The sequence below is a fragment of the Bradyrhizobium sp. UBA2491 genome, from assembly GCF_002341725.1.
Taxonomy (GTDB): domain Bacteria; phylum Pseudomonadota; class Alphaproteobacteria; order Rhizobiales; family Xanthobacteraceae; genus Bradyrhizobium.
Genome location: NZ_DDOP01000001.1, coordinates 96,333 through 113,248 on the forward strand (window position 1 = coordinate 96,333; position 16,916 = coordinate 113,248).

At 63.4% G+C, this 16,916-nt stretch carries 18 protein-coding genes; 11 read left to right on the forward strand and 7 right to left on the reverse strand.

Annotated elements, in window-relative coordinates; genetic code table 11:
• The first annotated feature begins 84 nt into the window (after positions 1-84).
• The 4 genes from B2W55_RS00430 to B2W55_RS00445 all read left to right on the forward strand — a co-directional run bounded on the left by B2W55_RS00430 (position 85) and on the right by B2W55_RS00445 (position 4,282).
• Positions 85-1,689 carry a sensor histidine kinase gene (locus B2W55_RS00430; protein WP_024582311.1) on the forward strand — a complete coding sequence of 535 codons (1,605 nt, stop codon included), beginning with the start codon at positions 85-87 and terminating at the stop codon, positions 1,687-1,689.
• Between the two features lie 154 nt (positions 1,690-1,843).
• Positions 1,844-2,047, forward strand: a complete 204-nt coding sequence (locus B2W55_RS00435; protein ID WP_024582312.1) for a DUF1289 domain-containing protein — start codon at positions 1,844-1,846, stop codon at positions 2,045-2,047.
• Positions 2,048-2,072: 25 nt separating this feature from the next.
• Positions 2,073-2,663 (forward strand): TIGR02281 family clan AA aspartic protease, encoded by a 591-nt coding sequence (locus tag B2W55_RS00440; RefSeq protein ID WP_024582313.1) that lies wholly within the window; start codon positions 2,073-2,075, stop codon positions 2,661-2,663.
• 272 nt (positions 2,664-2,935) lie between these two features.
• Positions 2,936-4,282 (forward strand): toll/interleukin-1 receptor domain-containing protein, encoded by a 1,347-nt coding sequence (locus B2W55_RS00445; RefSeq protein WP_080891146.1) that lies wholly within the window; start codon positions 2,936-2,938, stop codon positions 4,280-4,282.
• A gap of 176 nt (positions 4,283-4,458) precedes the next feature.
• On the opposite strand, the gene catC is transcribed toward B2W55_RS00445, so the two are convergent.
• Together catC and B2W55_RS00455 are read right to left on the reverse strand one after the other, a co-directional pair.
• A complete protein-coding gene (gene catC, locus B2W55_RS00450) occupies positions 4,459-4,749 on the reverse strand; it encodes a muconolactone Delta-isomerase (protein WP_024582315.1) in 291 nt (96 codons plus the stop codon).
• Between the two features lie 113 nt (positions 4,750-4,862).
• Positions 4,863-6,440: a 4-hydroxyphenylacetate 3-hydroxylase N-terminal domain-containing protein gene (locus B2W55_RS00455; RefSeq protein WP_024582316.1), complete on the reverse strand. Its 1,578-nt coding sequence runs from the start codon at positions 6,438-6,440 to the stop codon at positions 4,863-4,865.
• A gap of 261 nt (positions 6,441-6,701) precedes the next feature.
• On the opposite strand from B2W55_RS00455, the gene B2W55_RS00460 reads away from it, so the two are divergent.
• The 5 genes from B2W55_RS00460 to B2W55_RS00480 all read left to right on the forward strand — a co-directional run bounded on the left by B2W55_RS00460 (position 6,702) and on the right by B2W55_RS00480 (position 11,114).
• Positions 6,702-7,319, forward strand: a complete 618-nt coding sequence (locus B2W55_RS00460) for a riboflavin kinase (protein WP_043855745.1) — start codon at positions 6,702-6,704, stop codon at positions 7,317-7,319.
• Positions 7,316-7,840, forward strand: a complete 525-nt coding sequence (locus B2W55_RS00465; protein WP_024582318.1) for a flavin reductase family protein — start codon at positions 7,316-7,318, stop codon at positions 7,838-7,840. The genes B2W55_RS00460 and B2W55_RS00465 overlap by 4 nt, the downstream gene beginning before the upstream one ends.
• A gap of 71 nt (positions 7,841-7,911) precedes the next feature.
• Positions 7,912-8,781 carry an intradiol ring-cleavage dioxygenase gene (locus tag B2W55_RS00470; RefSeq protein WP_024582319.1) on the forward strand — a complete coding sequence of 290 codons (870 nt, stop codon included), beginning with the start codon at positions 7,912-7,914 and terminating at the stop codon, positions 8,779-8,781.
• 82 nt (positions 8,782-8,863) lie between these two features.
• Entirely contained in the window at positions 8,864-10,030 is a 1,167-nt protein-coding gene (locus B2W55_RS00475) for a muconate/chloromuconate family cycloisomerase (protein ID WP_244442238.1), read from the forward strand.
• A 166-nt stretch (positions 10,031-10,196) separates the two neighbouring features.
• Positions 10,197-11,114: a LysR family transcriptional regulator gene (locus B2W55_RS00480; protein ID WP_311538672.1), complete on the forward strand. Its 918-nt coding sequence runs from the start codon at positions 10,197-10,199 to the stop codon at positions 11,112-11,114.
• Positions 11,115-11,123: 9 nt separating this feature from the next.
• On the opposite strand, the gene dusA is transcribed toward B2W55_RS00480, so the two are convergent.
• Positions 11,124-12,110, reverse strand: a complete 987-nt coding sequence (gene dusA, locus B2W55_RS00485) for a tRNA dihydrouridine(20/20a) synthase DusA (RefSeq protein ID WP_080891147.1) — start codon at positions 12,108-12,110, stop codon at positions 11,124-11,126.
• Here dusA and B2W55_RS00490 point away from each other — a divergent pair.
• Positions 12,104-12,379 (forward strand): hypothetical protein, encoded by a 276-nt coding sequence (locus B2W55_RS00490; RefSeq protein WP_145987193.1) that lies wholly within the window; start codon positions 12,104-12,106, stop codon positions 12,377-12,379. The two genes, dusA and B2W55_RS00490, sit on opposite strands and share 7 nt — an antisense overlap.
• Before the next feature lie 80 nt (positions 12,380-12,459).
• Positions 12,460-13,404 carry a cyclase family protein gene (locus B2W55_RS00495; protein WP_024582323.1) on the forward strand — a complete coding sequence of 315 codons (945 nt, stop codon included), beginning with the start codon at positions 12,460-12,462 and terminating at the stop codon, positions 13,402-13,404.
• Positions 13,405-13,451: 47 nt separating this feature from the next.
• On the opposite strand, the gene B2W55_RS00500 is transcribed toward B2W55_RS00495, so the two are convergent.
• The 4 genes from B2W55_RS00500 to B2W55_RS00515 all read right to left on the reverse strand — a co-directional run bounded on the left by B2W55_RS00500 (position 13,452) and on the right by B2W55_RS00515 (position 16,911).
• Positions 13,452-13,931, reverse strand: a complete 480-nt coding sequence (locus B2W55_RS00500) for a PPC domain-containing DNA-binding protein (RefSeq protein ID WP_024582324.1) — start codon at positions 13,929-13,931, stop codon at positions 13,452-13,454.
• A gap of 100 nt (positions 13,932-14,031) precedes the next feature.
• On the reverse strand, positions 14,032-14,805 hold the full coding sequence (locus tag B2W55_RS00505) for an SDR family NAD(P)-dependent oxidoreductase (protein WP_024582325.1): 774 nt from the start codon (positions 14,803-14,805) through the stop codon (positions 14,032-14,034).
• 65 nt (positions 14,806-14,870) lie between these two features.
• Positions 14,871-16,076, reverse strand: coding sequence for an MFS transporter (locus B2W55_RS00510; protein ID WP_024582326.1), 1,206 nt, complete (start codon positions 16,074-16,076; stop codon positions 14,871-14,873).
• 13 nt (positions 16,077-16,089) lie between these two features.
• A complete protein-coding gene (locus B2W55_RS00515) occupies positions 16,090-16,911 on the reverse strand; it encodes an aldo/keto reductase (protein WP_024582327.1) in 822 nt (273 codons plus the stop codon).
• Positions 16,912-16,916: the final 5 nt, after the last annotated feature.

Genomic DNA, 16,916 nt, shown 5'->3' on the forward strand with positions numbered 1-16,916 from the left:
TTAAGTCATCGCTTAATGATTTGGCGTCACAGATAGACAATGCAAAAGGCCCGCGCGGTTCGCTGGCAGGATTTGTGTTTGTTTATGAGTAATCCCGCAGAAAAGCCTGAAGTTGTACAGCTTCCGGCAGGACCTCAGGTGGCAGCGCCGGTGAACAGCCGGCGTGCTGCTGCACAGCGGGTGCGCGAGGCGCGGGATCGGTTAACGTCAACCAGTGGAACCCGCCCGGCGTTCGACGCCGAACTGCTCCGCCAATACGCCCAGACCCGGATCTCGGCCTCCTACGTCGTGATGCTGCTCGTGGTCGCGACCGGCGTGCTGTTTGGCCTCTGGATGAAGCCGATCGTGGCCGGCGCCTGGACGGTCGGCATCCTCGCCGTCCACGTCGCCATCGTGCGCAGTTGTGCGCGCTTCCTCGCCGAACCGACCTCGGTCGCGGTGACCCGCAAATGGCGCACGCGTTTCGTGCTGCTCGACCTGCTCTACGGCCTGTGCTGGACTGCGATCCTGATCCAGCCCGCCGGGCGCGATCTCTCTTCCAATACGCTGATGATGTTCCTGATGCTGCTGGTGATCGCGGTCTCCAGCATGCTGGCTGCGAGCCTGCCGATCGCGGCGCTCGCGGCGACCGTCCCGGTGACGGTCGGAATCGCGCTCGACCTCGTGCTCAACGGCGCATTCGACAATTACGTGATGGCGCTGCTCGCGCTTGCCGCCGAGGGCTATTTCGCGCTGCTGGCACATCGCCTGCATTCGACCACGCTGGCGACGCTGGAAGCCCGCGCCGAAAAGGACGCGCTGATCGGCGAACTGGAACAGGCCAAGGCGATCTCCGACGAGGCGCGGCATCGCGCCGAGTCCGCCAACGTCGCCAAGTCGCGCTTCCTCGCCCAGATGAGCCACGAACTGCGCACGCCGCTCAACGCCATCCTCGGCTTCTCCGAGGTGATGAAGAGCGAGATATTCGGCGCGCATACCGTGCCCGTGTACAAGGAATATTCCGCCGACATCCATAATTCCGGCGTGCACCTGCTCAATCTCATCAACGAGATCCTCGATTTGTCGCGCATCGAGGCCGGCCGCTACGAGCTGAACGAAGAGGCCGTGGCGCTGGTGCATGTCGTCGCCGATTGCCACCATCTCCTGAAGCTGCGCGCGACGAGCCGCGGCATCACCATCCACGAAGTGTTCGAGCATGGCATGCCCCGGATCTGGGGCGATGAGCGCGCCATCCGCCAGGTCGTGCTCAATCTGCTCTCGAACTCGATCAAGTTCACCCCGCAAGGCGGCGAGATCTGGCTGAAGGTCGGCTGGACTGCGTCGGGCGGGCAATATCTCAGCGTCAAGGATACCGGAAGCGGCATCGCCGAGGACGAGATCCCGGTGGTGCTGGCCTCGTTCGGCCAGGGCTCCAACTCGATCAAGTCGGCGGAACAGGGTGCGGGCCTCGGCCTGCCGATCGCGAAAAGCCTGATCGACATGCATGGCGGCACCTTCACGCTGAAATCGAAGCTGCGCATCGGCACCGAGGTGATCGTGACCCTGCCCCCGGAACGGGTCATGAGCGCGCTGGCGCCGATGGCGGAAGAAGCGCCGCCGACGCAGCCGGAGCCCGTCGAACCATCGATGGGCGCCGACCGCAAACGCGTGCGCCGCAAGTCGATCATGAGTGCCGGCACCGGATTGTAGAGCATGTCGCGGACCAACGTGACGCGGTTCTCGCTGTCCATACGCGCAAGATGTTGGCGCGAAGACCACGCTCGCGACAAAAAGCCCGGGCGTGATGCAGCATCCCGTATCGGTCGGCTTGCATCGACGGCTGAAACGGTCCAACACTTGAAGAATGAGCTCAGAAACGCCGTGTATCGCAGTCTGCATGATGGACCCTCGGACGAAGCTCTGCTTCGGCTGCGGTCGCACGCTTCCGGAGATCGCGCGCTGGCACAAGATGGACCGCGCAGAGCGGCTCGCCGTGATGTCGACATTGCCGGCGCGCATGGCCGAGGCCGGCCTCGAGGCCATGGAGCCGCGTCCGAAGCGCGCCTGAGCACGGCGGCGGCTGGAGGTGCTCGATGACCCGCATTCTCCTCGTCATCGTGCTGCTGATGGCGACCGCCGGCGCCGTCGTCGCCTATGGCGATCCCGATCAGATCGCCCGTGCCAGGGAAAACCTAACCCAGATTTTCGGCCGCACCATCGCCGCTACCACGGCGAGCCCGAGTTCGGCGCCCGCGGTTCAGATCGCGCGCGGCCAGGGCGGGGAGTTCGCGTTCCGCGCCAAGATCAACGGCGTCAGCGCGCCAATGGTGATCGACACCGGCGCGACTTCCGTCGTGCTGACCTGGGAAACCGCCAAGGCGATCGGGCTGCCGACCGAAATGCTCGATTACAATGTCGACCTGGAGACGGCCGGCGGCCACACCAAGGCGGCGCGGCTGACGCTCGATCGTCTCGCGGTCGGCAAGCTGGTCGAGAAATCGGTGCCGGCGCTCGTCGTGCAACGCGGCCAGATGAAGACCAACCTGCTCGGCATGAGCTTCCTCGACCGGCTCGAAAGCTGGGGCGTCCGCTCCGACACGCTCTCGCTGACCGGATATCCCGACGTCACCGGCAGCATCGCCTCCCCGAGCCGCCATCGGCGCACGCGCACGGCGATCGACTAGGGGCACTCCTAGAACGTTCACCGCTCACGGCTGAGTAGAAGTCGGCACGCTTCGCCGTCATCTACGGCTTTTAACCCGAAGCGCACATCTGGACCATATCTGCCAAAATTCTGAGAACGGCTGCGCTCGAAAGCGAACTTCGAGAGGCACAGCTTGGGACGAGGCCACTGATCCGGCAGCAGCGAGATCCATCGGACGCAACCCAATCAAAGGTTGCAACTTCATGGGTTAGCCCGCATAGTCTTGGAATTTGCGCGATTGGGCCCAAAACCATGAGCAAAAGATCATCTCGCAACTACAAAGTATTTTTGAGCCATAAGCAGCGGTTTGCCAACGAAGCGGAACAGCTCGACGCTGCATTGCAGAAGGGTGCGCCGGGCGCTACCGTTTTCCGGTCCGAGGATATTGACTTGGGTGGCGACTGGAGGAAGGAAATCGATAACAGACTGGACAAGGCGAAGCGCCTCGTCCTGCTGTACACAAGCCCTGAACAAGATTGGTCGTGGTGCTTCTATGAAGCGGGCCGGTTCTCACGCAAAGGACGTCAGCCTCGTCCAGTTGGCTGCCTGCATCCCAAAGACGTCAAGCCACCCAGTCCGCTTGCACACCTTCAGAGCATAGCCGCAACACAGGACAATATTCGGCGGTGGCTCGATGGCGACTTCTTCCGCAGCATTCGAACGCGCGACCCGAGCTCGCAGGACTTGGATGAGGCTGTCAAGGCGATCGAAGAACTCGTAAGCGGCATGCCGACTGAGGAGAGTTTTCTTAAGCCATATATCTGGATCAAGCCAAAGGCGCCGAGCGATTGGAAGGGCAAGATCGACTTCACCAACGCTTTGGTTGAGATCGACGAAATATCGGCAAAAGGCCTTAACTTCAACCATCCGCCGAATCTGGAGCTACTACCATTCCTACGCCGCATCGCTTGCGACACGACGGAGCAGCCGGATAAGATTGAGTTCTGGATCACGAAGTTCTTTGAATCGCTGCAGAGCGCCGTCGACGGAAAAGCCAATTTCCAGGAGGAGGCATATTTCCGTCACGAGAACGGAAAGACCCTGCGTCCTGTGGTCGTGAGTTTCACCAGATGCGCGACCGGCTCGGTATGCAGATTGCGCGTGGTCTTTGCGCAAGCATTTGGTACTCCGCTCACCGATTCGCCCGGATTGCTCCAGCGCTTATCCATCGGCGCGCGTCTCGCTATTCGCACGCGGCTGGAGATCGTCGACGCATTCAGCGGCCGATTATCACAAATCCAAAAACAGAAACTGCAGAGTAGGCGCGACGAAGATGAGATAGGTCGCAAAATCGGAATCGGGTCACGATTGGTGGAGGCCCTCAATACCATCGTTCAGGAAGCCGTCTCACATGGCGTTAGGCCGGAAGACGATCCGCCGATACTGTTCGATGCTCCCGTTCAAGACCGGTTCTTGGAAATACGACAACGTGGGGTTCAGACGTGGAATGAGCTCGAAAGAGCAGCCATACGCGACGATGGTACCGGCGACTACGCGGAGACTGAACGGCTGTTGATAGAGTTGAAGAAAAATAATGAAGGCTATCTCGCACTAGTGCTGCCGCGCATTGAAGAACTGGTCGTGCCTGCAGGCAAGTGACGCGTCCAACAATGAGCGGAGAGATCCCACGGCGATGGTCGCAATGGGTCAACTCCGCCGGGTCATCAGACTTCCGCTTTTGACCCCGAAACCGACGCGCATTTTAGGTCGGCTTCCGCGTTAGGGCGATAATATTTTTTGATTGGATGCTGCGGTGCTATGCCACCGGCCAACAGTTACCGGTCGTCGTCGTGGATCGACGACGGATGCCGGCACAGCGGCGTGACCTGGATCTCCATGAACGGAAACAGCGGCAGGCTGGACAGGATGTCGTGCAATTCCTGCGCGCCCGACACATCGAAGATGCTGACATTGGCGTAGCGTCCGGCGACCCGCCACAGATGACGCCAGGTGCCCGCACGCTGCAACTCCATGGCGCGAACCCGTTCGGCCTGCTTCAGCGCATCGACCTTCTCGGCCGGGATGTCGTGCGGGATCCGGACATCCATTTCGACGTGAAACAACATGGCGATGAACTCTTCCTGCGGGGGGATGAAGCGGCGGCGCGAACGGCTTGAGGGGCCGCCGTGCGATCGCGGCGGCCCCGGTGATTGTATCTACCAGATCGTCAGCCTTGTCGTCAGCCCTGCACCAGACCCCGGCTGACGAGGTTGATGTCGTCGGGATTGACGAGGTCCTTCGCCGTCCAGCCGGAGACGTCATAGTCGCTCATGCAATTGCGCACGAAGTCCTGCATGGCGCCGAGGTCGCCGGTCGCGGTCGCGGCCATCAGCGTCTCGACGCGCAGGTTCTCGTAATTGCCGGCATAGTTGCGCTCATAGAGCTCGTGCCGGCCGCCGAACTCGGAGCCGACCGCGTCCCACAGCAGCTTGAGCAGCTTGATCCGGTCGATCGCCGCATAGCCGTTGGAGCCGCGAACGAAGCGGTCGAGATAGGGCCGGATCGCCTCGCTCTCCAGATCGGCCGAGCTCGACGGCAGATAGATCAGGCCGCTCGCGACGTGGCGCTCGATCAATTCCTTGATCCGCGGATAGGCCATCGGCGCGAACACGCGATAAGCGAGCCCATAGTTCAGGTTGGGCAGATTGTAGCCCTCGGTGCCTTGCCAGTCGATCGGCGACTTCACCATCGCATCGGCAATGCCGTGGAACAGATTGCGCCAGGCGATCACCTCGCCGACCGCCGTCTGCACGCCGCGGAAATCCTTCGAGCCGGTCGCCTCCACCGCCATCGAGAACAGGCCGGCGATGAAGTCGAGCTTGACGGCAAGCCGCGTCACACCATGCAGCGTGAAGCGCGGAATGAAGCCCGATGCCGGGAAGAACTGGTTGATCTTGTCGACGTCGCCATAGATGAAGACGTTCTCCCACGGCACCAGCACCTTGTCGAACACGAGGATGGAGTCGTTCTCGTCGAAGCGGCTCGACAGCGGATAGTCGAACGGCGAGCCGGTCGCGGCCGCCGTGAATTCGTAGGACGAGCGGGCGATCAGCTTGATGCCCTTGGCGTCCATCGGCGCCGTGAAGATCAGCGCGAACGACTTGTCTTTGATCGGGATGCCGTAATGGGCGATGAAATTGTAGTGCGTCAGCGCCGAGCCGGTCGCGACCACCTTCGCGCCCGAAACGATCAGGCCCGCGTCGGTCTCCTTCTCGACATGCATGAAGACGTCGCGCACCTCCTCGATGGCGCGATCACGGTCGATCGGCGGATTGACGATGGCGTGATTCCAGAAGTCGAGCCGCTCCTGGGTCCGGGCATACCACTTCCTTGCGTTGCCGGCGTATTCGCCATAGAAGCCCGAATTCGCGCCCAAGGTGCCGAGGAACGCGGCCTTGTAGTCCGGCGAACGGCCCATCCAGCCATACGCGACCTTCTGCAATTCGGCGATCGCATCGCGGCCCCGCACAAGGTCGTCGGCGGTTTTCGAGCCGAGGAAGAACGGATGGGTGATCTGTCCCGAGCCGGTGTCGGTGAGAACACCGATCTGATCCTTCTTCTCGTGGAAGCGATCGTACCAGCGCGCCACCATCCGCGCCGAGTTGCGGAACGCGGGATGCTCGGTGACGTTCTTGACGCGCTCGCCGTAGATGTAGATCTCGCGGCCGTCCTGGATGCTGTCCAGGAATTCGGCGCCGGTATAGACGCTGGTGGACGACGCAGGCGCGTCGGCCCGCAGGGCAGTTGCAGTGGTCATGGACGTTCCTCCTCGCTGGCGTCGTCGGACGGCTGGATGCAGCCACGCCGGTCCGAGACCAATTCGTCACGCTCTTGGTCGGCGTGACATCGGAGGAAACGCTACGCGCTCACCCGGAGCCGGTGAAAGGTATCACACCATACCGCGCGAACCGCACCGGGCCGGGCTATGACTTGGATGCGCGGACCAGACGGCGATGATCGTCCGGCCGACGCAACGCCGCAGCCGACGCACACAGCGCGGCACGGAAGGGAGCGAACCATGGGCAAGGGTTTTGACAGCAGCACTGTCTCTTTCCGTCGCGATGGGGAATTGGCCCTCGACGCCAGCGTCGTCACCATCGGCGCGTTTGACGGTGTCCACCGCGGCCATCAGGAACTGCTCAGGCAGACCATTGCGGCAGCGCAGCGCCGCGGCGTTCCCGCCGTGGTCTATACCTTCGATCCGCCGCCAAAGGTGTATTTCGGCCAGGCCGAGCCGCTGACATCGCTTGGCGAGAAACTCGAGCGCATCGCAACATTCGGGCCCGATCACATCGTCGTCGCCGAGTTCAACCAGCTCTACCTCCGGCGCAGCGCGGCCGATTTCCTCGCCGAGTTGCAGCTCCTGCAACCGTGCGAAGTGATCGTCGGCGAGGATTTCCGCTTCGGGTCGTGCAAGGGTGGCACCGCGCTGCTGCTGCGCCAACATTTCAACACCAGCATCCTGCCGCCGGTGCGCTGCGGCAACGGCGAGATCGTCTCGAGCAGCCGGATCCGGAGCCTGCGACGATCCGGCCTTGCGGCCGCCGCCGCGGCGCTGGAAAACTGGAAGGATATCGTGACCGCGCCACCCGCCAACCGATCCCGATTGACCCAATTCGAGGTCGCAAACCAATGACCGCCATCGACCAGCGCGAGCTGCGCAATGCCTGCGGCCAGTTCGGCACCGGCGTCACCATCATCACCACGCATTGCGAGGGGCGCGATCACGGCATGACGGCGAACGCCTTCATGTCGGTTTCGCTCGAACCGCCGCTGGTCGCGATCTCGATCGCCAAGAGCGCGAGGATGCTTCGCAACATCCAGAGCAGCGGCCGCTTCGCGGTCAGCGTGCTTGCCGAGGGCATGGAGGATCTCGCCTGGCATTTCGCCGGCAAGCCGAAGCTCGACCTCCGCGACGTGTTCGAGCGGCACAACGACCTGCCGGTCATCGCCAACGCGGCAGCGTATTTCGTGACCGATCTCGCCGACGAGATCATCGCCGGGGATCACACCATCTTCCTCGGCCATGTCCGCGAGATGTCGCTGCAACCGAGCACGCGGCCGCTGCTGTTCTTCCGCGGCCGCTTCGGCAGCCTTGCCGACCCGCACCCCGCCCCCGCGATGTTGGAGAATGCCGCGTACGAATTCGTCTGGTGAAACGACCAGCGGAAATTCCCGAAAACGGGAATGCAATTTTGATCAAACTGCAAGAAAAGGAGGAAACGACCATGCTGAACGTCAACAAGGACACCATCACCGACCACGTGATCGCGGCACTCTCGCCGGACATCCCGGATCGCAATCGCCAGATCATGACCAGCCTGATCCGGCACATGCACGCCTTCTGCAAGGAGGTCGACCTGACCTTCCCCGAATGGTTCGCAGCCTGCGAATTCCTGCGCCGCGCCGGCGACATCTCGGACGAGAAGCGCAACGAGTTCATCCTGATATCAGACATTCTCGGCGTCGAGGTGCTGGTCGACATGCTCGACCACCGGATCACCGACGGCGAGAGCGAATCCACCGTGCTCGGGCCGTTCTACCGCGAGAACCCGCCGGTGCTGCCGAAAGGTGCCTCGATCATCAAGAAGACGTTCGACAACGCGCAGACCGTCAGGGTCTCGGGGCGCATCGTCGACACCGCGGGACGGCCGATCGATGGCGTCACCATCGACGTCTGGGAAGACGCGCCGAATGGGCTCTACGACCTGCAAGACCCGGAGCAGCCGGCCTATAATCTGCGCGGACGCTTCACGACCGATACCAACGGCGAATATGCCTTCGTGGCGCTTCGCCCCGAACCCTACCCGATCCCTTATGATGGCGCCGGCGGCGAGCTTCTGAAGTACATGGGCCATCATCCCTGGCGTCCGGGCCACATCCACTTCATGCTGTCCAAGGACGGCTATCAGTCGCTGATCTCGCAGATCTACGATTCCGAGACCAAATATCTCGACAACGACTCGGTGTTCGCCGTGAAGCAGAGCCTGATCGGCAAGTTTAACAAGGCCCCGGCCGGCGCCGATACCGATCTCGTGCTCAACTTCGACTTCAAGCTCAAGAAGGCGGCCGTCGAGCGGCTCGTCGCGGCCGAGTGATACGCCTTACGCCCCTGCCAGGCTTTGAACCGCCTGGCAGGGTTCATTTTGATCCGACCTGCGAGGACCTATGAGCCGTGCCGTGATTGAAATCGCCGAGCCCGTGGAGCACGTGCGGGCGCCCGCTGGGGACACTGCGATCCGCAGTATCCGCGCCACCATCGTGGAGGCGCCGACCCGCCGGCGGCACAAGCTGTCGAACACGGAAGTCACGCATCAGGGCTACGTGCTGGTGCGCGTGCTGCTCGACAATGGCGTGGCGGGCATCGGCGAGGCCTCGACGCTCGGCGGCCCGCGCTGGGCCGAGGAGAGCGTGGAATCGATCCAGGCCGCGGTCACCAACTATCTGGCACCGGCGCTGCTGGGCCAGCCTGCCCTCGCCTTCGAAGCCAACGGCTTGCGCATGAGCAAGGCCGCCACCCGCAATTTCGCCGCCAAAGCCGCGATCGAATCCGCGCTGCTCGATGCCGCCGGCAAGACGCTCGGCCTTTCGGCCAGCGCACTGCTCGGCGGCGCGGTGCGCGAGCGCATGGAGGTGATCTGGGCGCTGGCTTCGGGCGACAGCGGCCAGGAACTGGAGGAAGCCAAAGAGAAGCTGCGGCGCCGCGAGCATCGCCAGTTCAAGATCAAGTTCGGCTTCAACCGGCCACAGGCCGATCTGAAGCGGCTCGAGGCGCTGCGTACTGGTCTCGGCGACGAGGTGCGCCTGATCGTTGACGTCAACCAGGGCTGGACCGAGGCCGAATGCATCCGCTTCATGCCGGCGCTCGAAGAGCTGGATGTTGCGCTGGTGGAGCAACCGGTCTCGGCACTGCAACTGGAAGCCATGGCGCGGGTTGCGGCGCGCAGCTCGATCCCGTTGCTGGTCGACGAAGCGGCCTTCACCAAGGAGGACATCGCTCGCGCCGCTGCGATGGGCTGCGGCAGCGTCTATTCGCTGAAGCTCGTGAAGAGCGGTGGCCTGTTCGAGATGAAGCGCGCCGCCGCGGTCGCGAACGCTCACGGCCTCGAGCTTTATGGCGGTTGCCTGCTGGAGAGCAGCATCGGCGCGGCCGCGCATCTCGCCGCATTCGCCACCCTGCCCAAGCTCGAATGGGGCACCGAGCATTTCGGGCCGCGCATCCTCGTGGAGGACCTCGTCGTCAACCCGATCAAATTCGACGAGTTCGAGATCTGCGTTCCTGACGGTCCCGGTCTCGGCGTCCAGGTCGACGAGGACAAGATCCGCGCCTTCGCCCGGAAGGATTAGGCAAATGGCATCATGCCGGCGGACAATTGACAAACCACAACCCCACGCCCAGTCTTCGCGCCGAAACCATCGTCTCGATCCTGCGCTGATGAGCACGCGGCACCAATCCCGGCCAGCCTTCCCGGCGGCTTCTTCGGAAGCGCGCGAACCAACGTCCGGTTAGCCCGTGACCGATCGCGACGACGTCATGGATCTCAGGCGACTGGTCTATTTCGTCGCAGTCGCCGAGGAATTGCACTTCGGCCGTGCCGCATCGCGGCTCGCGATCGCCCAGCCGCCGCTCAGCCGGCAGATCGCGCAGCTGGAGAGCGATCTCGGCGTCATGCTGATCGACCGCAGCCGCAGCCAGATCCGGCTGACCCAGGCCGGCAACGTGCTGCTGGAGCGTGCGCGCGACGTGCTGGAGCGGCTCGACCGGACCCATCGCGAGATCAAGCGGATCGGAGAAGGCTTTTCGGGCCATCTGCGCGTCGCCTTTGTCGGATCGGCGACCTATGGCGTGCTGCCCAACGTGATCAAGGCGTTCCGCTCGGCCTATCCGGATGTCGAGCTCGCGCTCTCGGCGATGAACAATGCCGAGCAGAAACGCGCGGTGATCCAGCGCGAGATCGATATCGCCGTTGCGCGTCCCTCGCTCGACGACGAGGAACTGAAGTCGGAGCCGCTGCTGCAAGAACCATTGATCCTCGCGCTGTCCGATACCTCGCCCCTGCTCGAGCAGCAGGTGCCGCGGCTTGCGGCGCTGAAGGCCGAGACTTTCGTGCTCTACCCGCGCAAGCCGCGCCCGAGCTTCGCCGACCACATTCTCAACATCTGCCTCGAAGAGGGCTTCATTCCGAAATCCCAGGTGCTGGCGCAGGACTATCAGACCGCGATCAGCCTGGTGTCGGTCGGCGTCGGGATCGCGCTGGTGCCGAAATCGGTCTCGCAGTCGGAACGCCCCGGCGTCGCCTACCGCGCCTATGAGGGGCACAATCCGGGTACCGCGCTGTCGCTGAACTACCGGCGCGACAACCGGATGCCGCACCTCTTCAATTTCCTGAAGGTCGCGCAGGACGTCATGCGGCGTCAGCGCAAGCAATAGCCCGCGCCGTCAGGCCGCCACCGCCGCGTGTGCCCGATCGTCGACCAGCGCGATCGCATCGCGCAGCACGTCGATCCCGGCACCAGTCCGCACGCCGTTCTCGGCGAGGTGCCTGCGGAACGCACGCGCGCCGGGGACGCCGTGGAAGGCGCCGACGAAATGGCGCGTGATCGAATGCAGCCGCGTGCCTTCAGCAAGCTGCCGCTCGATATAGGGCAGCATCGCCGCGAACACGTCCTTCATCGTCGCAAGCGGCGGCGTTTCACCGAACAGCTCGGAATCGACTGACAGCAGCCGCCACGGCTCCTGATAGGCCGCCCGCCCCAGCATCACGCCATCGACATGGACGAGATGCTGCTTGGCCTCGGCAATGCTCGTGATGCCGCCATTGATGATGACGGGCACATCCGGCAGCGCCGCCTTGAGGCGATAGACGCGATCATAGTCGAGCGGCGGGATGTCGCGGTTCTCCTTCGGCGACAGCCCGTTGAGCCAGGCCTTGCGCGCGTGCACGACCAGCGCATCGGCGCCGGCTGCAATCACGCTACGGGCCAGCGCGTCGAGCGCGACTTCCGGATCCTGGTCGTCGATCCCGATCCGACACTTCACCGTGACAGGCACCCTCACCGCGCGCTTCATCGCCGCAACACCTTCGGCGACCAGCGCCGGCTCGGCCATCAGGCAGGCGCCGAAGCGGCCATCCTTCACCCGATCGGAAGGACAACCAACATTGAGGTTGACCTCGTCGTAACCGAACTGCTCGCCGATCTGTGCGGCGGTCGCGAGATCGCCCGGATTGGAACCGCCGAGTTGCAGCGCCACCGGATGCTCGCTGGCATCGAAGCCGAGCAGCCGCGCCCGGTCGCCATGGATCACGGCACCGGTGGTCAGCATCTCCGTATAGAGCCGCGCCCTGCGCGACATCAGGCGATGGAACACGCGGCAATGCCGGTCGGTCCAGTCCATCATCGGCGCAACGGAAAATTTCCATGTCATCTCAGCTGCTTACCCGCAACATCGATGCAATGCAACCCGATGCTTTTGATCGCCTGCCCACCTGCCCCAACCCAAATATCGAAAACAACCCCATGCAAAGCAGTACCCCGGCCGGGATCGTCGTCTCCGGCGCCGCATTGGGCGGCGTCGCCTACGGCGGCTGGTCCGGCTGCTTCCACCACCTTCCTGCGCGCTGGGCCGATACGCCGGCCTCGATCCGATTCATTTGTGAAGCAGCTTCCCAAATGCTGAGAAGACGGCGGGTCTGATGCGCGCCGGTCCGTGCGGTTACACCGATGGCAGGCGTTCGCTGGGTGCGGCCGCTGAGACCTGGAAGGAGAACTCTTCGATGAAGCGCCTGACAATCATGGGATCGATCGCCGGCATCGCGCTGGCCGCATCAGCCGCGGCACAGGAAAAAAGTGCGGACTGGTATCCCTCAAAGTACGGAGCGTCCGACGAGATCGGTGCCGCAAACCTCCTGACGTCAGACGTGACGCTTGAAGCCATCAGGCTGGTCAAGACCGGAAAGACCTACCCGTTGGGCGTTCCGATCGACAAGAACCTCCCGGCGTTTCGTCACCGCAGCTTTCATCTCTACAATGTTCAGCCCGGCGAAGCCGGCGGCACGACCAAGGGACCGAACAAATTCACGTTCAACGACGAGTTGGTCAACGGATGGACGGGAGTCGGCACGCAGCTCAATGGTATCGGCCACATCGGCATCGACTACACCTACTACAACGGCAACAAAGCCGCTGATTTCGTCACCGTCGAGGGCGTCACCAAACTGGGACTTGAGAAGGTGCCGCCCATGGTGACGCGAGGTGTCGTGCTCGACATGGTCGGATATTACGGTCAACCGATCGTTCCGGCCGGCACCGAGTTCACCGTCGCCGACATCAAGGCGGTGTTGCAGAAGGAAGGCATCACGCTGCGCAAGGGTGACGTGGTGCTCTTCAATACCGGATGGCTCGAGCTGATCGGCAAGGACAACAAGACGTTCCTCGAAGTCGAGCCCGGGATCGGCATGGAAGCGGCCAAATGGCTTGCCGAACAGCAAATCGTGGCCTTCGGCGGCGACACCTGGGCATCCGAGATCTATCCGGCCAAGGACGGTCAGGAGTTTCCGATCAATCAGTTCATGCTGGCGAAGAACGGCATCTACAATCTGGAGCTGATCGATACGCGAGCCCTGGTCCGCGACAACGCGTATGAATTCCTCTTCGTCCTGGGGCAACCGCTCTACAAGGGAACGACCCAAGTCAACGTCAACCCGGTTGCGATCAGGTGACCTTTCGATGGCCGAGCCGCATCCGGCTCGGCCATCCTTGCCTATGGTCAGAGGCCCAGAATGTTGGCCTGGATGTCCGGATCAATCTCGCGCCCGAGCCGCTGATCATGCACGGTCACCGTGATCTCCAACGATCCGGTGCCAACCTCGAGTTCAAGCACATGGCCACCGGCGGCGGCAAAGCTGGCGTCGCAGACAACGCCATGGGCATGGATCGAGGGCTTGCCGTTCTGCCAGGCTATCGTGCCGGTCATGCTGGCGAGTTCGGTGTCGTAGAAGGTCTTCGGATCGTACGCCTTCCTGGCGAAATCGTAGAAGCCGAAGGTCGCGCGATGCACGAAACCCATGCCGACGAAGCTCGCCGACGCCAGCTGCTCGGTCTCAGCGAGCTCGGCGAGCCGCGCCAGCACGTCATCGCGATGGCGCAGCACCATCAGGAAGCCGGTCCTGGTCTTGATGTAGCGCGTGCGCGGCGGGGCCTCCGCACGCACGTCGCCGCATCGATCGGCAGTCGCATGATTGGACATGGACAGTCTCCGTTATTCTGGGCGCATACTGAACAGAGCGATCTCGGCCCCTTTCGTGGGGCCGGATCCGGGCCATACTACTGTATTGCGCCCCCCCCCGTTACACGATCGTCGGCGTGATGCCGCCGTCGACGCGCAGGGCTGCGCCATTGGTGGCGGCGGACAGCGGGCTTGCGACATAGGCGACAAGCGATGCGACCTCCACCGGCTCGATCATGCGTTGGATCAGCGAGGTCGGCCGCTCCCGGGCAAAGAAGCCGCGCTCAAGCTCTGCCTCGGGCGCGTTCGGATCGTCCGCAACGCTCCTCAGGAAATCGACGATACCTTCGGAACGGGTGGTTCCCGGCAGCACCGAGTTGACTGTCACCCGCGTCCCCCTGGTGTTGGCGGCAAGGCCGCGCGCAATCGCAAGCTGCGCCGTCTTGGTCATGCCGTAATGAACCATGTCGGGCGGCACGAGCAGACCACTTTCGCTGGCGACGAAAATGACACGCCCCCAGTCGCGGGCGATCATGCCGGGGAAATAGCTGCGGGCGAGACGGGCGCCGGAGAGCACGTTGACCTCGAAGAAGCGCCGCCAGTCCTCGTCGGAGATCTCTTCGAAGGGCTTCGATTCATAGATGCCGAGATTGTTGATCAATATGTCAACGTCCGGCACCGCCGCGACCAGCGCCGCCGCCCCGTCTGCGGTCGCCGGATCGGCAAGCACACCGCGCGCCCCGGTCTCGCCGATTGCAGCGTCGAGTTTTTGCTGGTTGCGGCCGCAGATCACGACCGTAGCTCCCTCCGCAACCAGCCGTTTGGCGATCGCAAGGCCGATCCCGGCGGTCGAGCCGGTCACGAGTGCGATCTTGCCATTCAGTTGCAGGTCCATGCGTTTGTCTCCTAAATTTCACTCATGGGGAACGTTGTGTAGCTGATGTGCGCTTGACTTGAGTTTCAGGCTTCACATGACTGCAAGGCGACGCGCTTCTGACCGAGCAAGGCGAGCAGCAACCCGGCCGCGGCAAGGACGCCGCCAGCCACGGGGACCGCCGCGTAACCAAGACCGAGGCTGATGACGGCGCCGCCTACCGCCGCACCCAGCGCATTGCCAAGATTGAACGCGCCGACATTGATCGACGACGCCAGCCCGGGCGCTTCCGCCGCGGCCTGCATCACCCGCATCTGGATCGGCGGGACGATGGCGAAGGTCGCTGCCCCCCAGACCAGCAAGCCGATAGCGGCACCGACATGGCTTGTCAGCACCAGCGGCAGTGCCACCATGATGACGGCGAGCGCGGCCAGGAAGATCTTCGTTGCGCCATCGAGGGACCAGTCGGCAAGCCGACCGCCGAGACCGTTACCAATCGTGAAGCCGACACCAATCAGCACCAGACCAAGGGTCACGAACGTGCCGGAGGCGCCTGTCAGCTCCGCAAGCACCGGAGCGACGTAGGTGTAGAGCGTGAACATGGCGCCCGCCCCCATCACCGTCGTGGCCAGAGCCAGCAGGACGGTGGGATGCATCAGGACGCGGAGCTCGCGACGCACGTCGGGAAGCTTGCCTGCTTCGCCTCTCGGCAAAGCCAGCCACAGCGACGCGATCGCGATGACGCCGAGAACCGCGGTTCCGGCGAACGCCATGCGCCAGCCGATCTGCTGACCGATCCATGTGGCGGCGGGAACGCCGCCGATATTGGCGATGGTAAGCCCCATGAACATGGTCGCGACAGCGCTCGCCTGCTTCTCCCTGAGCACCACGCTGGCCGCGACGATGGAGCCGAGGCCGAAGAATGCGCCGTGATTGAGGCTGGTGACGAGACGCGCCAACAGCAGCGTCGTGTAGCCAGGCGCCACCGCCGAGAGCAGGTTGCCGACGGTGAAGATCGCCATCAGCATCATCAGCGCGCTGCGCTTTCCGAACCGGCTGAAGGCGAGCGTCATGACGGGCGCACCGACCATGACGCCGATGGCGTAGGCGCTGATGAGGAGGCCCGCGGACGGGATGGAGACGTGCACCCCCTCCGCGATCACCGGAAGCAGCCCCATCGGCGTGAATTCGGTGGTGCCGATGCCGAAGGCGCCGATGGCAAGGGCAAGCAGCGGCCAGTTGAACCGCTTCGCGTCGGCCACTGGGGAAGTTTGCGAGATAGACCCGTTCATTGCACGATCCTCCTCAATCCCAGGCCGGCGCAAGGCCGGGCGGGCTCACCAGGCGTCCGTCAGGGCGAGCGAGCTTGGCGATCGCGGCCATGTCATGGTCGCTCAGCGCAAAATCGAAGATCGCGAAGTTCTCGGCGACGCGCTCCGGCCTGGCGGTCTTCGACAGCGCGATGTAGCCCTGCTGGATCAGCCAGCGCAGCGCCACCTGTGCGGCACTCTTGCCGTACTGTGCGCCGATCTTCTGAAGAACCGGATCGCGCGGGACCGCGCCATCGGCCATCCCGAAATAGGCTGCGATGGCGACGCCTGCCGCCCTCGCGGCAGCCGCTACGGCGGCCTGGTCGAGATACGGGTGGACCTCGATTTGATTGGTGACGATCGGCGCCCTGCTGAGCGCGATCGCTTGCTTCATCTGCGCAATGTTCTGATTGCTGACGCCGATGAAACGCGTCCTGCCCGCAGCCTGAACTGCATTCAGCATCGCCACCTGGTCGGCGATCGATACCTTGTCCGCTGGCCAGTGCAGCAGAAGCAGATCGACCTGGTCGACCTTCAGGCGGTCGAGGCTCTCGTCGACCGACGCGGCGAACCTGCCTTCGCTGTAGTTGTCGACCCAAACCTTGGTGGTGAGGAAGAGCTCCTCGCGGCGTACGCCGGCCGCGGCGAGCGCGCGACCGAGCGCCGCTTCATTCTGGTAGATCTGCGCGGTGTCGAAATGACGGAAGCCCGCCTCCAGCGCCGCCGGTACCACGGCCTCGATCTCTGCATCCGACATGCGGAACAGGCCGAAGCCGAGTGCCGGGATCGACGCCTCATGCGCCCTTACGATGTCCATGGTTT

What these genes read in the sequence shown, in the direction of transcription:
- B2W55_RS00465 (WP_024582318.1), top strand. Translation starts at nt 7,316, where the DNA reads ATGACCGCCATCGACCAGCGCGAGCTGCGCAATGCCTGCGGCCAGTTC.
- B2W55_RS00455 (WP_024582316.1), bottom strand. Translation starts at nt 6,440, where the DNA reads ATGACCACTGCAACTGCCCTGCGGGCCGACGCGCCTGCGTCGTCCACC.
- B2W55_RS00500 (WP_024582324.1), bottom strand. Translation starts at nt 13,931, where the DNA reads ATGTCCAATCATGCGACTGCCGATCGATGCGGCGACGTGCGTGCGGAG.
- catC (WP_024582315.1), bottom strand. Translation starts at nt 4,749, where the DNA reads ATGTTGTTTCACGTCGAAATGGATGTCCGGATCCCGCACGACATCCCG.
- dusA (WP_080891147.1), bottom strand. Translation starts at nt 12,110, where the DNA reads ATGACATGGAAATTTTCCGTTGCGCCGATGATGGACTGGACCGACCGG.
- B2W55_RS00470 (WP_024582319.1), top strand. Translation starts at nt 7,912, where the DNA reads ATGCTGAACGTCAACAAGGACACCATCACCGACCACGTGATCGCGGCA.
- B2W55_RS00505 (WP_024582325.1), bottom strand. Translation starts at nt 14,805, where the DNA reads ATGGACCTGCAACTGAATGGCAAGATCGCACTCGTGACCGGCTCGACC.
- B2W55_RS00510 (WP_024582326.1), bottom strand. Translation starts at nt 16,076, where the DNA reads ATGAACGGGTCTATCTCGCAAACTTCCCCAGTGGCCGACGCGAAGCGG.
- B2W55_RS00430 (WP_024582311.1), top strand. Translation starts at nt 85, where the DNA reads ATGAGTAATCCCGCAGAAAAGCCTGAAGTTGTACAGCTTCCGGCAGGA.
- B2W55_RS00495 (WP_024582323.1), top strand. Translation starts at nt 12,460, where the DNA reads ATGAAGCGCCTGACAATCATGGGATCGATCGCCGGCATCGCGCTGGCC.
- B2W55_RS00490 (WP_145987193.1), top strand. Translation starts at nt 12,104, where the DNA reads ATGTCATCTCAGCTGCTTACCCGCAACATCGATGCAATGCAACCCGAT.
- B2W55_RS00460 (WP_043855745.1), top strand. Translation starts at nt 6,702, where the DNA reads ATGGGCAAGGGTTTTGACAGCAGCACTGTCTCTTTCCGTCGCGATGGG.
- B2W55_RS00515 (WP_024582327.1), bottom strand. Translation starts at nt 16,911, where the DNA reads ATGGACATCGTAAGGGCGCATGAGGCGTCGATCCCGGCACTCGGCTTC.
- B2W55_RS00445 (WP_080891146.1), top strand. Translation starts at nt 2,936, where the DNA reads ATGAGCAAAAGATCATCTCGCAACTACAAAGTATTTTTGAGCCATAAG.
- B2W55_RS00435 (WP_024582312.1), top strand. Translation starts at nt 1,844, where the DNA reads ATGAGCTCAGAAACGCCGTGTATCGCAGTCTGCATGATGGACCCTCGG.
- B2W55_RS00440 (WP_024582313.1), top strand. Translation starts at nt 2,073, where the DNA reads ATGACCCGCATTCTCCTCGTCATCGTGCTGCTGATGGCGACCGCCGGC.